This window comes from Marinobacter sp. V032 (assembly GCF_052645435.1).
The window spans coordinates 431,165-446,960 of record NZ_JBQXYE010000002.1 but is presented as its reverse complement, the minus strand read 5'-3'; the positions used below and the strand labels follow the sequence as shown (position 1 = coordinate 446,960).

Sequence of the window (15,796 nt, the reverse complement as noted above, 5' to 3'; positions counted from 1 at the left end):
TCCTTTTTCGTTATGTTCTAGGGCTCTCGCATTGCCTGAGCACGTGCGCGTAACAAGGGTTTTAACCAGTACTCGAGAATCGTTTTTTTACCCGAAAGAATATCCACCTCTGCCTGCATACCCGGGATCAGCGGCTTGCCGTTCCAGTTTCCCTCACGCCAGCTATCGTCCAGGCCAGACACGTGGGCGATAAAATACGATTCGTTTTTGTCATTTGTAAGGGCATCCGGGCTGATGTGTTCGACCTGGCCCTTGATTCCACCATAGACCACAAAATCGTAGGCGCTCAATTTGATGATCGCCTGATCGCCCTGGCGAACACGGGCGATATCTTTTGGCGAAATGCGGGTTTCCACCAGCAACTGATCACCCTCCGGCACTATCTCCATAATGGTCTGGCCGGGCCGGATAACGCCGCCTATAGACTCGGTTTCAATTGATTTGATAACACCGCTCATGCCGGCATAGAGTTTGGTTTGTTCGAGCTGACTGTTGAGCCCATTGAGCTGTTCGGAGTTGCGCGCCAGCTTTGCCTGGGTTTCGGCAAGATCCGACTGGGCCCGCGCGCGGAATTCATCCCGCAGTGACTGTTTCGCCTGAACCGCCTCGGTCACCATGGATTCAAGCTTGCCTTTCTCGATCTCGAGACCTGACATCTGGCCTTTCAGGCTGACTCTTTCACGCTGTAACTTCCGCAATTCGGATGCACTTAAAGCCCCTGATTTCACGGCGCCAGCCGTCAGTTCGATTTCCCGATCAAGTAAAGTCAGTGAGTTGGCCAGGGTTTGGGTCTTTTTTGCGGCCTCGGTAAGATTACGACGCTGCTGGATGATTTTTTCATCAGCCCGCTTTATGCGCCCTGACAATTCATTGAGGTTGGCAAGATAACTGTCCGCCTCGTTACGTAGCGCTTCCACCGCGTCCAGTGCCAGAGGGTCCATATTCATCACCCCGCCTGATGACAAGGCGGCCAACTCCAGCAAAAGACGCTCACGACGCGCTTCCAGCGATTTTTGCTCGGCCAGCGCTTCGGAATAGCTAGCCCTGGCTCGAGTCTCGTCGAGGGTGACCAGCAACTGCCCGGCAGTCACGGCTGAGCCTTCGCGAACATGCAGTGATCTCAGGACGCCGCCATCAAGACTCTGAACCAGTTGAACCGATGCAGACGGAACCAGCTTGCCATCGCCCAGGACAACCTCATCAACACTGGCAAACGCCGCCCAGGACACCACAGCAATTACAAAAGCGCTGATCAGCCAGATGATTTTCCGCGCCCCATAGGCTTTTCGAACCTGCTGATAGTAGCCTGAGGTGCTCACGGCTGAGCCTCCCTGGAGCGCACCGTAACCTGACGTCTTACCGGTGACGTTTGCTTGATCGATGAGCGTTTCTCAAATGCCTCCCGGGATTGGTCCACGATTATCTTGCCCTTTTCCATCACCAGTACCCGGTGACATAACGGCAGCAGCCTTGGACGATGGGTCGCAAAGATAAAGCCCTGATGCGATGACAATGCCTCGAGCGTGCTGATAACGCGCTGCTGCATCACATCATCCATAGCGTTGGTGGGCTCATCCAGCATCAGCCACAGGGGCTTGACCACCATCGCCCGAGCCAATGCGATCAACTGCCTCTGGCCGCCAGATAACGCCTGGCCGCCCTCACCGACCGGCGATTGCAGGCCATTGCCAAGCTGGGCGAGAAACTGGTCCATGCCCAGGCTGACGATTAATGCCCGCAGGCTTTCCTCATCAGTCACCGGCTGGCCGCGGGTTATGTTTTCGAGCACTGTGCCCCAGTTCAGCTGGGGGCTTTGAGGCAACCACCCCATCTGCTGTCGAATATGAGCCAGCGGCCAACGATTGCGCTCCACATCATCGTAGTAAAGCAGGCCACGGCTGGCGTCATATTGCCCGGCCAACATCGATAGCAGGGTTGATTTGCCGGAGCCACAAGGACCAAGCACCGCTATGCGTTCGCCAGGCTTGATCGCGAGATTGATGTTATCAAGTGCCGGCTCATTCTGATCCGGGTAACTGAAGCTCAGATCCTGGGTCTTGATGGCACCGGCAAAGGTCAGTTCCGAGAAGGTGTGCTGCTGATTCTCCTGTTCCAGGGCCATGATGGTGTCGAGGCCGGCAACAGCCGTTTTGGTTTGGGTATAGCGCAACAAGAGCACCGCAATCTGACCTATCGACTGTGACGCACGGCCGCTGAGCATCGTGATTGCAATCAATCCCCCCATACTGAGCAAGCCTTCGCTGATCCGCCCCACCCCGATTATCAATAGCCCGACCGTCACCATGTATTGAGTGAACACCATCAAGTGTGACAAGCGGGTGGATACGCCTCTGGAATCGATGCCCTGATCAGCGAGTTCGCCTACCATCTGTTGCCAGCGGCGGGTCATCAGCGATTCCTGATTGGTTTGTTTAACTTCCGGCAGCATCTGCAGGGTTTCAATTAACTGGGCCTGACGTTGGGATGACAGGCGGCCGGATTCTGCAATCGATCGAGATAATTTGGGACGGGCAATCAGGGCGGCGGTCACCAGAACGGTCAGCGCGACCAACGGCACCAGCACAATGGGGCCGCCCAGCCAGCCAATAAGGGCGAGGAACATCAATGTAAACGGCAGGTCCACCAGCGCCACTAAAGTCGCCGATGTCAGAAACTCCCGCACGCTGTCGACTTCCTGCAGTTGCCGGGCAAATGCACCGGTGGATTTCGGCCGCTGCGACAGCTTCATTCCCAGCACTTTGGTATACAACTCGCCGGACACGGAGACATCAATTCGCCGGCCGGCCATATCGGTGATTTCGGACCGGGCATTGCGCAGCAGCCAATCAAAAACCAATGCAATCACAACGCCGGAGGCAAGGACCATCAGCGTGTCCATGGCCTGATTGGGCACAATACGGTCGTACACATTCATGGTGAACAGCGGCACCAACAAGGCCAACAGATTGACCATCAATGAGGCAAACAGCAGATCCCGATACCAGGGACGGGCCTGCCACAGCGCCTGCATAAGCCAATGCTGCTGTTTACGCGGCATTAACGATTCTGATCGCGAGTCCGACATGGCCGGCGCAAACACCACAAATCCGTCCCGGGGCAAACTCGCGAGAGCAATTCTGTGTTCGGTGTCTGGTTCCCTCTCGCCCAGCATGAGCGCCGTTACATGCTCGCCGGTAACCGCAGTTACGAGCGTAAGTTGCCCCCTATACACCAGCACAAAGGGTAAGAGGTTTTTGTCATCGCTCAGACGCGCAGGTTCAAGCGTCAGGCCATAGGCTTTTGCCACAGCAACAACTTCAGGGCATTGCAGCGGATTGAGCGACAGGGTGGCGCTCTCCTCCAGCGGCGAAAGCACACTGCCTGGCAATGCTGGCCGATGAAAATGAACCCGCAGGTATTCAAAAGCCGCACGCCATTGATCGGCAATGCGGTTCATGACTGTATTCCCTGAATCAACGGTATTGGAGGTCGCCATGGATCAGCTACCCGTCATCAGGGTTTGGTCATCGATCATTCTTTGCAGAATATCGGCATCGGAAACGCTTGAAGCATCTGCACCATAGAGATCGTCCTTGGAAACATTGGCCAATTCAATTTGCTGTACGGTGCCGTTGCCATCGCCCAGGTCAATGGAAAGCGTTGTGGAACCGCCACTCTCGGAAAGGTCGACGATGGCATCGAAGTCGGTACCGGTTGTAAAGCCGGTCGCCAGATCCGATAAATCAATGCTGTCGGTGTCTGCCACCGAGAAGTCGGTTATCTGATCCAAGGCCGGAGAGCCTGATGACCCGGTGTCGGACGCGCGGAAAAGGAACCTGTCAGTGTCGGCTCCGCCAGTAAGAACGTCATTTCCGCCGCCGCCGACCAGGACGTCATTACCACTCCCACCAATGATAAGCTCTGAGACATCACCGCCCTCAAGCGTGTTATCGCCCGGGGTTTGTACTTCTATATCAATGCTGGAAGCCGGGCCGCTGACGGTTTGGCCATCCAAGGTGGAGCGACCTTGTACCGACAAGGTGTAGTCGTCAGCTGTGGCGCCCGTCAGCGACAATCCGGGCAGTTGACCTTCGGAAACAATCCAGTCACTGCCGGAGCGGGTTCCCTCGCTGAGCGACACCCCATCGGGCACCCCTGAAATCAGCACGTCACGTGTCTCGGTCGCTGCGGGATTAACCGGTGTCAGCGTTATCCCAAGCGGCACGGTGTCTTCACCGGACAGGATATACTGATGCTCAATATCCACGATGGGTGGCGTGGGAACCGGCGCTATAGTGACAGAGATAGACTGGGTGACAGCGTCTGCCGCTGACGTTGAGTCCGTCACAGTTGCGCCGTTGACGATCGCGCTGTCTTCCGAGCCGACAGAAATATCAATATCGAGGTTGCCGAAGGCATTGTCTGCCGCGACCAGCTCAAGGGTGGCCAGTTGCGCCAGTGTTGTGGTGACAACGGCAACCAGCGTTGTGCCCTGCATCTGGAATACCGCCGTTTGACCGTCCGGTGAACGTATACCCACAAGGCCCGCTGCTGCTGTAGCGTCAGAGGTGTCTTTCACCGATATGGCGACAACCAATGTTTCATTCGGATTTACTGCTTCCTCGGTCTGGGCGTAAACACCGATGTTGATGGTTTCGCCTTCATTGACAAACACATCAGCGGAATCCCGAGTGAACGCGGCGCCATCGGCAATCGGGTTTACGCCAACAGTGAAATCAGCCCGGCTGATCACCACTTCTTGCGTCGACTGCTCCATCGAGATGGATTCAAGCGTCAGTTCAATATCGCCGGAAAAATCCCGGGGCGGGCGCAAAACCAGATTCCCTAACTGGCTCGGCAGGAACGTCCAGACCGTTGCGCCTGCGCCATCGGAGCCGCTTTCTTCAAGCTGCACCAGGCCGCTTCCGGTATCCGCGAACAAAATAGCGCCCTCGGGAACCCCTCGCAGTTGCATGGTGAGGGACTCGGAACCATCGTTATCAATATCATCCACCGCAAGTCCGGTGAGCGCGATATCGGTGTCCTCATCACCAGTTTGATTGATCGCCGTTACCGGGGCTTCATCTGTCACGGCTCGAATCTCAAAAACCGCACTTCCCGGTAAGATGGATGTCACTGAATTGCTTAAACCCGATGCTGTAATGCCGGTCGTTAAGTCTGTCACGGTTACTTCAAAATCAAGGGTAACCGAACCGTGTTTGTTCTCTGGCGGAACATAAAATATCTCACCAATTCTTGTTGGGTCGTTAAGGGTGTAGCCACCACTGCCATCGTCAACGAGCAGGTTTGAAGGGTCGAGGAAGCTCCCCTCGATGGGGCCGATAAAGTGGAGCGAGTCGATCGTTTCAATGCCTTCATTCGCGGCCGTGCTGCGGTCATTAAGCAAAGCATCCAGATTTATATTCAGCCGTTGGGGCGTATCCTCGATGATTTGAAACGTCGGTGGCGTATTCAGATCGTCAACCACAGGCTGAATATCAATAGCCAGGGTTTCCTGGGTGACGTTGGTATCCCCCAAAGGATCAGTTGATACTTTGTTGACGATCATGGACGTCGTGCCGGCGAAGTCTTCATCGATGCCTACAATCTGCAGGCTACCGAGGCTGGCGTCGGTAAACAGGTATTCCAGCGGCGTGGTGCCATCATCGGCATAGCGGATCAGCACGTCGGCGCCCGTAATACTGCCTCCATAAGGTACCGCCCCGGCATCTATCCGGAAGCTGACAACATCGTTGGCGTCGCCTGCTGCATTGGTATTGAGGTGTCCTGTTGTGTCGACCGTCTGGCCTTCCTGCCCATCAATAATGGAGTTGGTAACGGCCAGGTCGCTGACCGCTTGGGCATTGCCGCCGTTACCCGGCGCCTGGAAATCGACGAGCAGCGTATTGGAGATAATGTCCGCGTCGTCTCCTGAATCAATTACCCGTGCACTGACGATGATTTCAACCGGGCCGCCGGTAGCATGGTCGCTCGCGATTGTGACGCCAGCAAGCAGTGCAGAAGCACTATCAACCGCCGAATCAGACGTTAAGCCGGTTGCCGGAATAAGCCAGTTGCCCTGCCCGTCATTGATCGCGCCGTTTGGATGCGATACATACCAGCCGGACGCCTCTGGCATTGTCAGCGCGATGTAATCCAGATATTCGGATCCGTCGATATCCTCTTCAACGAACGTCGCAGCGGCGCCGTTGAGTGTAATGGGCGAACCATCGGCAGATACCTGTGTTGCCGGATCCGTTTCAATGCGGGTAATGCCGTCATCTTCGGTGTCATCCACGATAGCGGTGACATCAATGTGCAAACTACCGCTCACGTTTTTGACTGCAGTATCACCAAGACCTGAGGTATCGGTGATTTCATAGATCACGCTTATATCCAGATCTTCACCGCTGTCTTCCGGTGGCGTTACAGTCAAACGTTTGGATTCAGCAAGGTCTTTGAGCGTGAGGCTCCTGGTTGCGGCAAAGTCCTGCAGATTCAGGCCTGACGCCGGCACCGTGACTACCGCCCCGTCAAACATCAGCACTGCGCCGGCAGGCAGGGGTTCGATGATGATGTCTGTTATCGTTTCTGAGCCATCCACATCTGGAAGGTCAGCCAGCAATGTGAGTTCTATCGCGGAATCTTCGGCGCCGACACTTTCAGTCTGCAAACCATCGGTGGTATCGACTTGAGGGTTGATCGTCACATCCACGACCAGATCAAACTCGCCGCTGTCGCCATCGGGTTCGACGTTGAACTGTTGCAGCTCGAATCTCAACTGACCGCTGTAATCGGCTGGTGGTTTAACGTAGATGGCACCCAGTTCATCTGCCGTCAGGGAGTAAGTTGGCTTGCCGTTGTATTCGCCTGTCACCTTCAGTTCCAGAAGGTTGCCAGATGCATCCACCAACTGGGCGCCGTCCGGCAAATCCCTCAGTACGAAGTCGAATATTTCCGAACCGTCGTCATCGTTAGTGCCTACCGAGAAATTCAGTGGAATGAGTTCGTCTTCGTCATAGGTCGCGGTGATATTGGTGCCGTCGAAAGACCATGCCCCATCCACGCCCGGCCCAATTGCCGGTGAATCGACTACCCCTTGCAGCTCGACAATAACAGTGCGTTCGGGCGACTCAGCCTCTTCGGTCGTTGGCGCAATACCGTCAGCAGCACTTTCTGTGGAAATGGCCTTAACCTTGATCTCAAAGTTGCCATCAATGGAACTGATGTCTTCCTTGGGTTTCAGGAACGCGGCATTACTGGCGACCAGGCTATCAGCCACACGATAAACACCGGTGCTCACCAGCCCGATTTCATTGCCGCTGGCATCGACAACCATCCAGCCTTCCGGAACGGTCAACTGATAGCTCAGTGTCTCCGAGCCGTCTGTGTCGGTAAGACCACCTAGAACCATACTGTCGATATCGATTAACTGGTCTTCAAGCGAAAACACATTGGCGGTGGCCAGAGTGGGCGTATCCGCGACCGGGGCCACATTCAAGGTCACAGTTTCAGTGATTTCAGCGGTATCGCCGGTCGAGGTTTCTTTTGAAATGGCGACGATATCGAAGGTTCGCTGGCCGGCAAAATTGGCATCCGGCGTGATGCCCAACGCCGCAAGCTCGGCACTGTTCAGAACATCGCCATTGCTGATCGTTCTGCCGGAGGTTTTTAGCGTGATGTCTGTTGCTATATTTTCGATCCGGTAACTGAGTGCTTCGGACCCATCCGTATCGACCAGGTCGGCATCCAGACTCAAAGCAGGCGGTGTGCCGTCTTCATCCATGTTGTAATCAAACACGGTGCCGGCAGCCCAAACCGGTGCATCGACAACAGGCGTCACGCTGACGTCAAAGTTATCGGTCTGGGTCCTTTGTCCGTCATCCGCGTCTATGATCATGGTGACATTGAAATCAACCTGCGCGGTGGGATCTGAACTGTTTGCCGCGGGCGTGAACACAAGGTTGCCATTGGGCTGAACTTCACCTGTTGCCGCATTGACCAGTCTTAGATTGGCGCCGGACAAAACCGGATTACCGCTGCCGTCGGTAGGCAAGGTCACGCCATCAAGCGAGAGCGTTCCGCCTTGCAGTGCTCCTGCATCGAAGGCTATTGATCTTACGCTTTCATTGTCATCAAGATCGCCGGGGTACGCCCGCAGTGTCAGTGAAAGCGGCGTATCTTCAGGCGTCACCAGCGGACTGATTTCAATGGCACCCAGCTCGTCACTCACATTCAGGTCGAGGCTGTTTGTCACGGTATCCCCGTCACCATCGGTCACCTGGAAATTAAAGCTGTCAGAAAACGTAGCGTTGAATGATGGTTGGGTCTGGATCAGTACATTGCCATCGGCTTCGATGGTCGCCATGCCGTATGGCTGTCCGCCGTTCTCCAGCGTGATGACAATCGGGTCTTTGGCGGAATTGAAGGTATAGTTTGTGCCGTCATAGGTGATCTGTGTCAGCTCTGCGCCATCTGCCCCGCCCCGCCCGTCTGCCAGCAGGTTGGTGCTGCGGCTGTTGCCTTCCGTCAGGTTCAGCGTCTGATCGGCCGTAACAGGCACATCATCAGTGACGTTCACTTCCAGAGTTCGCGTGTTGGATGTGTCGCCGTCGGCATCGTTGGCGGACACATCAAACTCAATCGTGAGAACATCCTCACCCGGGTCGGGGTGCTCGATGGGTGCGCTCTGAATAAACTCCGTCGTGCCATCAAGCCCGATCCGCAGTCGGAACACTTCCTCACTGCCGTTGGTAGCAATCCACCAGCCGTCCGATGTCGGCGATCCGGCGAGAGTAACGGCCGAACCCTGAGAGTTGACTCCGGTCGTCATCGAAACGTTGTAACCAACCAACGCATCGCTACCGATAGCGCCAGAGGCCTGACCGTTATCAGTCGCCTGTCCTCCAAGCGTGCCCGCTTCGTCCACATTGAGCGGAGACAGGCCGGCAAACACCGGGTCACGACCATCTGCGATATCGACCGACGCACTGAGCAGGGTTTCCGTGCCATCCGAATCGGTAAAGGTGACCGGTACATTGAGCGTGATCGTGTCGTTGGTGATGTGATCAATGGCCGCCAGTACGCTAACGGTCACAGGCACGTTCTGAGTGGCCCCCGCGCCGATATTGATGGTGTCCGGCAAACGTAAATCGAGAGCAACCGTACCCTCCGCATCAATTGCCTGCCAGCGCACATCCGATATGCGCTGCCACGTTAACGGCTCACCGTTGCGCTCAATGGTTGCGGCACTTGCATCGGAAACGGTGCCACCCTCCACCAAATCAAAGCTGGCGGCGGTAACCGGATCTTGTGTGGCGGTCAGCGAGAAGTTGCCGCTCGCAGAAGACGGCACACCCTGATTGCCAATGGCTGGAGGTGCTTCACTCAAACTGATTGAGGGTGCAGAACCATTGGCAGCAGCGCCGTCGGTAATCGAAACGGTGATAGCAGATTGGGCAATATCGCCGTCACTGTCGGTCACCTGATAGGCAAGATCAAAGCTGAGCGGCGATGCCGGGTCACCGTTCGCATCCAACTCATCGATTGCGCGCGAAAGAGTGAAGTTGTAGTTGATTGCAGAGTTTGTTGTTGGATCAGGAGCGCTCTGAAGCGCAACGGTGAACACCTCCTGATTCCCGTCGGCGATGAAGGCTCGCAGTGTTGCACCACCGGCCAGCAGTTCATAACTTACCACCTGGCCACCGCTGGTTAACGGGGGCTGGCCCTGCAGGAACGTAATGCCATCTATCTGGTCGCTGCCTATCGTGACAGAAACCTGGCCGCTGTCTGTCGCGCTGGACGAGAGATCATCTTCATTTACCGCGACTCCGGTGGCTGTCGTGACCGGATTTGCACCATCCAGAATATTCAGTGTTGAGCTGGCGCTGGCCTCGGTACCGTCTGTGTCGGTGGCTACAACGATCAGTGGAAATGACAGGCTTTCTGAACCAGTGTGATCTAACGGAAGGGACTGCACCAACGTGGCCTTAGCGCTGAGATTGCCATTGTCGTCGACTGCCGATAGCGTGATAGTGAAAACCTGGTCGGCACCTGCCGTTGCGACGATTTGATTCGAACCATTAAGTGAATAGACCAATGGCACGCCGTTACTTTCGTATCCGAGGGCATTCAGCTGATCGAGCTGCCCTGCTCCGAACGCTATGGTCGATGGATCCAGATTGTCAGAGCCCGCCTGAACATTGAAGTTAATCTCCTTGGGTGTTGCATCGCCATAGGTGGATTCAGTGGCAGAGACCACACCATTGCCAACAACGCCGGCAGCGCCATCCGTTATGTTGATCACGACATCAGCGCTATCAAAATCCTTGTCCTGATCCAGCGCGCTATAGCTGAAGGTCAGCTGCTGAGTCTGGGTGTTGTCAAGATCGCGAGCAGCCTGCAATGTCCAGGTGCCATCTTCATTTACTGTCAGCGTTCCCTTGTCTGTGACTCTCGTAATAGAGCCAGTAAACAATTCCTCACCAGCACCCGCTCCGAGGTCGATACTGACGATCCGTAAAGGCCCCTCAGCCTTGTTGTCATTATCAAATAGCTGACCGCTAATCAGCGTGTCTTCGACGCCGGTATAGCTGTCGTCATTAACAAAGGTACCGCTATCGCGAATTGCAACAGGGACCTGGACGATAACGGTCTCACTGGTGCCGTCAGCGTCATTCTGGGTTGCTTCGAGTGCCAGCCCGGTCTTGAGTATGTTGGAGAGCGCGCCCTGATCGACCCGCTGAAGGAGGGTCACTGTAATGGTGCCATCGCCATTGATAACCGCTTTGAGCACGTCATTTCCGCCTGCGGATCCGACCAGGCTCTGGCCGTCGCCCGCAACCACAACACTGAGACTGATACCTCCGGATTCGACAGTTTCAAGGGCACTCTGGTCTGAACCGAACTGAATCGCGTCATAATCCTGGATTCGGATAACGCTATTGTCGGAAAAGCCTGCCGGAAAGGCGTCAACAGCTTGTTCGGACAGCACGGCCGGTGTGGGAATCACCAGGGTGGGCGTGGCGTCACTGGCCTCGTTGCCGGCTACATCCTGAACCGTCGCTGACAAACTCCAGGCTGCCACATTGTTCAGGCCGGATACCGCAACGGAAGTTGACCAGCTACCGCCCGCCTGAATGGTCGCGTTGAATGTCTGCTCGCCACCATTTGGATCAGCAAAGCGCAACACAACGATCTGCCCTGCCTCCGCGTCGGTAGTACCTTCGACAAGCACAGTTTGACCGGTGCGCAAGGCATTGATATCAAGCCCTGTGCCTGTATCGATATCAATTGTGACTTCGGTATCTTTTAGCGCCGTAGCTGTATTGTCGGCCGGGTTGCCGGCGATATCCTGCACCGACGCCAGCGCTTCGATACTGCCGTCGTCGTAACCCGAGATATCAAGCGTCGAGGTCTGCCAGGAGCCGTCAGCCTGCACAATTGCCGTGGTTTGCTGTGAATGCCCGTTATTGTCGGTGACGGTGATGTTGACCTGCTGCCCGGCTTCAACATCTGTCACTGTGCCACTGACCGTGACGAGAGCAACTTCCGAGGTGCTGTAAGGCGGCATGCCGTCGAACTGGAGATCAATCGCTGCCTGCGTGTCCTTGACGATCGTTGTGATGTTCTCTGCGATGTTGCCGGCGATGTCCTGACTGGTAAAAGTCAGCTGGATATCGCCATCCGCAAGCGACGACAGGTCAACATCGTCGATCTGGTAGTTGCCGTTATCGTCAAGCTGAGTTGCTGCGGTAACGGTTGCGCCTTGTTCGTCACGGAATTCCACTTCCAGCGGGCGGTTATCGCCAATGTTCGCTGTTGTGCCGTTCAGGTCCACATCCTGCACCTCAACTGCATTAAGCAAGGTGCCGCCATTAAACACGGCGTCATCATTAATCGTCGCGAGGGTGTCGATAACCGATGTATCACTGGCCGAAACCGAGTTGCCGTAATTATCGCGGGCCGTGACAACTGCCGTCACCTCACCTTCCGCCAAGGTGCTCAGGTCGCGACCCGGTAACGACCAGGCGCCGTTGGACACGACAGTTCCAAACGTGATGCTTGCTCCCTGACTGTCTGTCACCGTCACTTCCAGAAACTGCCCGTCGCGGAGCTCGACTGTGTCACCGAACAGGTCAACAGTGGGGATTTCATACCGGTTGATAAAGCCGTCACCGAGGTCGTCGATAACTACCGTGACGTCAGCGAAGGGATCCAGAGGGGGTGGAAGAGGATCATCGGCAGGAAATCCGCTTCTGTCACGATCAGCAAAGCGGTAGAGGTCGGCAAGTTGAAGCGTATCAAACCCGGAATCAGGGAGAAGCTCGGCACCGTCCCTTTCAACGTTATCGAATTCGGCCACCAGACTCAGAACCGACCGGGGAGTCGCATCGGCATCAGCTGGCCCCGCCGGTACCTCGGAAGTGCCGCCGGACCCCGTCGAGTTCACGATGATTGCGCTATCAGGGACCTGGGAGGGATCAACTGCTATGAGCGTTCCATCTTCAAGCACCCACCAAAAGCGACCGTCAATAACGATCACAAACTGAGGTTGATCGACCGCCATCTTTTCTGTCTGCCTTTATATGCCGAACTCAATTAACTGCCAAAAAAGTATAAATATAAGGCAATTAGCTTTTAGATTAAGTGTAGTTCAACTCTTCAGTTTTTGAAGCACGGGCAGAAACAGATTCCTTTGATGGACAGTGTTGTGCCTGGCGCAGGCACGCTGGGAGCAAGTGTCTGGGATGGGGCGCCAGGCAGCACTGGTTTTTCGGCAATACGCGTTAACTGCCGGTCAGATTACTGAAAATACTCGTTAAGACGATAAGTGCGACAACCCAGCCCAGCACAGCTGGCCAGAAACTCACACCACCCTGGGGCTTGTCACTGGAGGCGGAGTCAGATCCGGACGGATTATCACTGAACCCGCTATCGCGCTCGGCCATGACGTCACTATTGGCGACCTGCTGTTCGTTGACTGCCTCCAGCTCTGGCCAGCCGAACCATTGGGCAAGAAATGCGACCACCGGCTGCGACAGCTCACCTGCATTGAGAAGCGGTTTGATGCGGGGATGCAGAGCGTCGCTGACGGCTTCCCGTATTGGATCGCTGTCGGCAGGTGGTTCGGCCAGTATGGCGCGCCATACCTGCGGGTCCTGGCAGCGAGCGGAATCGTGCAGCATCGCTTCGATCTGAATAACGACCTCCCGCGCCACCTGCTGGTCACGCGCGTTCAAGGGGCGCGCCGGGCTCGCTGAAGCCGCTTCTTTTACTGACGCCGGTTCCGGCTCAGCTACCGCACGCTGAACTGGCGGCTCATAGGACGCTAACCCGGCTTCGGCAAATGCTTCGCGACGGGCGCGATCAAGATCAGCCAGATCCTGGTCGGCAACAAACTTCCGCTGCGCGGTATAAGCCTCTTCAATTTCCTGACGATCATTGGTCGGGCTAATACCCAGAAGCTCCCAACAGGTCATAATTCAAAACTCCGTAAAATAAGCGAAACCCAAGAGACAGCTGTTCATGAGTCCTCTATGATGACAGACACGTAATAAAAACCGATTCGGATCACTATAATAAAATGCATTTCCGGCATCGGCATATTCTCTGCTCGGCTGAACTATAACGACTCATGACAATTCATTCCTTGCTCTTAAAAGCAGGCGTGACGCCTGTGCTGTGTGCTGGTCTTTCCTTTGGCGCCATGGCGCAGGATAACACTCCTTTCTCGACGATACCTGACCCTGTCGGGCCTGATAATTCCGGCTCGTCTGAAATCGTATCCGGATTTGATCAAACCTATGACTTTGTTCTGGAGCAACCGATTCCGGAAGTGTTGTCCACCACCAAGCTGCGTCAGCCCAAGTCTCGCGTCCCGGGCACCACAACCGTGATTCAGGGGGAACTGATTCGGGACCTTGGTATTCTCAATATATGGGAAGTGTTCCGCCTGGTCCCCGGTATGACCGTCGGTTATGTGCAAAGCAACCGACCTGTCGTCAGTTATCACGGAACCGTTGCGGATGAACAGCGCCGTCTTCAGGTTCAGATTGATGGACGAACGGCCTACCAACCCAATCTTTCAGACGTAGATTGGCATGCAATGCCGGTCGCGCTGGAGAATATCGAAAGAATTGAGGTGACCCGCGGGCCAAATGCCGCGGCTTACGGGATAAACGCTTTCCTCGCGACAATCAACATTATCACCCGCTCACCTCAGGATACCCATGGCGCAGCTGTGCGCCTGCGGGCGGGAGACCGTGGCTATCGGCAGGCATTTGGATCGGTAGGCGATCAGGTCGGCAATTATGACTGGCGTTTCAGCTATAACCGCCGGGAATCCGATGGTTTTGATGAGCGGTTCATTAATACGGCCGATACGATCAACAAAACCGAAGAGAAAAAGCCGTTCGACGACAGCTACCGTTTCAATACCGTCAATTACGACTCTACCCTATCGCTTGACAGCCGAAACTCGATTGACCTGCGCCTGGGTTATACCGACGTATACGACGAGGAAGACGCACAGCAATATGGCGATGATTTTGGCATTCAGGGAATTCCGGCAGTTTCCGGAGACGATTATTACGTCCAGACGAAGTGGACTCATAATTTCAGCGCCGATCACTTCGTTCATATCCAGGTCAGTTACCAGGACTATGATCGCAAGCAGCCATGGCGCAGCTGCCTTCCTGCCGGCGCTGATATAGGTGGCACTACATTGCCACTGGAACTCTGCGCTGACACTAACCAGAATATTCAGGAAGACCGGCTCGAATTCGAGATTCAGGATACGCTGGCCGTAACCGATAACCTGCGCGTCGTCAGTGGTGGCGGTTACCGTGAAGACCGCTTTGACTCGGATACCTACTTCAATGGTAGCGGCGAAAACTTTCAGACCCTGCTATTCGGCAACATCGAGTACACCCCTATCCACTGGCTGACACTTAACGCCGGCGGCAGCTGGGAGAAGACGTCCAGCCTCGACGATAGCTTCTTCTCACCTCGTTTTGCAGCTAATTTCCAATTGTCCGAGAATCAAACGCTCCGTTTCGTCTTCTCCAAGGCGGTGCGAACCCCGGACGCCTTTGAACAAGGCGCAGACTGGGGCTATCGGGCGTCCAATGTTGAGCCTTCGTCTGTGTATGGGTTCCTTGAAGGCGAGCGGCTGATTGAGTTTCAGGCCCCTGGCGATCTTCACGAAGAGCGTATTATCTCACGGGAAATCAGCTATTTCGGGCAGTACCGGATGGGCCCCGGTCTGCTATCTACTGAGGTCAAGCTGTTCCACGACAGCCTGAGAGACATCATCAGTGGCGTTATCGCTGTCGATAACCGCTGGGATCTGGGCAACTATGTCGCGCTCGACCAGGAAGGTATCGAAATCGAGAGTTCGCTGGAGTTTCAGCAGACCCAGTTGAGGCTATCCTATGCGTACATGAATCAGGACGAGGATTACCGTGGGCCGCCGGTCAGCGCCAGTCAGGAAGCGCGCTATATCCGCCTGCAGACCCGGCTTACCGCCGAGCATTCTGGCAGCGTAGCGTGGATTCAGCACTTCCCCTATTCGATTGCAACGTCAACGGCCTATTATGTAGCCAGAGATCTGGGCGAGTACAAGTACGACCGTGTGGATTTCAGGGTATCGAAGGCATTCTATATGCCTCGCCTCACATGGGATCTTGCTGCAATTTTGCAGTATTACCCCCATGACGCTCCTATCATGTACCGGGACAACATCTACACAGATCAGTCTCAGGTATATTTTGAGGCGTCCATGAAGTTCTGAGGA

General features: G+C 55.3%; 5 protein-coding genes. 1 reads left to right on the top strand and 4 read right to left on the bottom strand.

Annotated features, from left to right (window positions below):
* Positions 1-17 precede the first annotated feature (17 nt).
* From ACUN9X_RS13565 to ACUN9X_RS13550, 4 genes are all read right to left on the bottom strand, one after another.
* Positions 18-1,319: an HlyD family type I secretion periplasmic adaptor subunit gene (locus tag ACUN9X_RS13565; RefSeq protein ID WP_445473426.1), complete on the bottom strand. Its 1,302-nt coding sequence runs from the start codon at positions 1,317-1,319 to the stop codon at positions 18-20.
* The gene (locus tag ACUN9X_RS13560) at positions 1,316-3,457 is read right to left on the bottom strand and encodes a type I secretion system permease/ATPase (protein ID WP_445473425.1); all 2,142 of its coding nucleotides are present in this window, start codon (positions 3,455-3,457) and stop codon (positions 1,316-1,318) included. Before ACUN9X_RS13560 ends, ACUN9X_RS13565 begins: the two co-directional genes overlap by 4 nt.
* A gap of 42 nt (positions 3,458-3,499) precedes the next feature.
* On the bottom strand, positions 3,500-12,568 hold the full coding sequence (locus tag ACUN9X_RS13555; RefSeq protein WP_445473424.1) for a T1SS-143 repeat domain-containing protein: 9,069 nt from the start codon (positions 12,566-12,568) through the stop codon (positions 3,500-3,502).
* 220 nt (positions 12,569-12,788) lie between these two features.
* Entirely contained in the window at positions 12,789-13,481 is a 693-nt protein-coding gene (locus ACUN9X_RS13550) for a hypothetical protein (RefSeq protein ID WP_260037432.1), read from the bottom strand.
* 170 nt (positions 13,482-13,651) lie between these two features.
* On the opposite strand from ACUN9X_RS13550, the gene ACUN9X_RS13545 reads away from it, so the two are divergent.
* Positions 13,652-15,793, top strand: coding sequence for a TonB-dependent receptor plug domain-containing protein (locus ACUN9X_RS13545; protein ID WP_260037434.1), 2,142 nt, complete (start codon positions 13,652-13,654; stop codon positions 15,791-15,793).
* Positions 15,794-15,796: the final 3 nt, after the last annotated feature.

Bases quoted from the DNA above. Each gene is read 5' to 3' on its own strand.
- ACUN9X_RS13560 (WP_445473425.1), bottom strand. From the start codon at position 3,457: ATGAACCGCATTGCCGATCAATGGCGTGCGGCTTTTGAATACCTGCGG.
- ACUN9X_RS13555 (WP_445473424.1), bottom strand. From the start codon at position 12,568: ATGGCGGTCGATCAACCTCAGTTTGTGATCGTTATTGACGGTCGCTTT.
- ACUN9X_RS13550 (WP_260037432.1), bottom strand. From the start codon at position 13,481: ATGACCTGTTGGGAGCTTCTGGGTATTAGCCCGACCAATGATCGTCAG.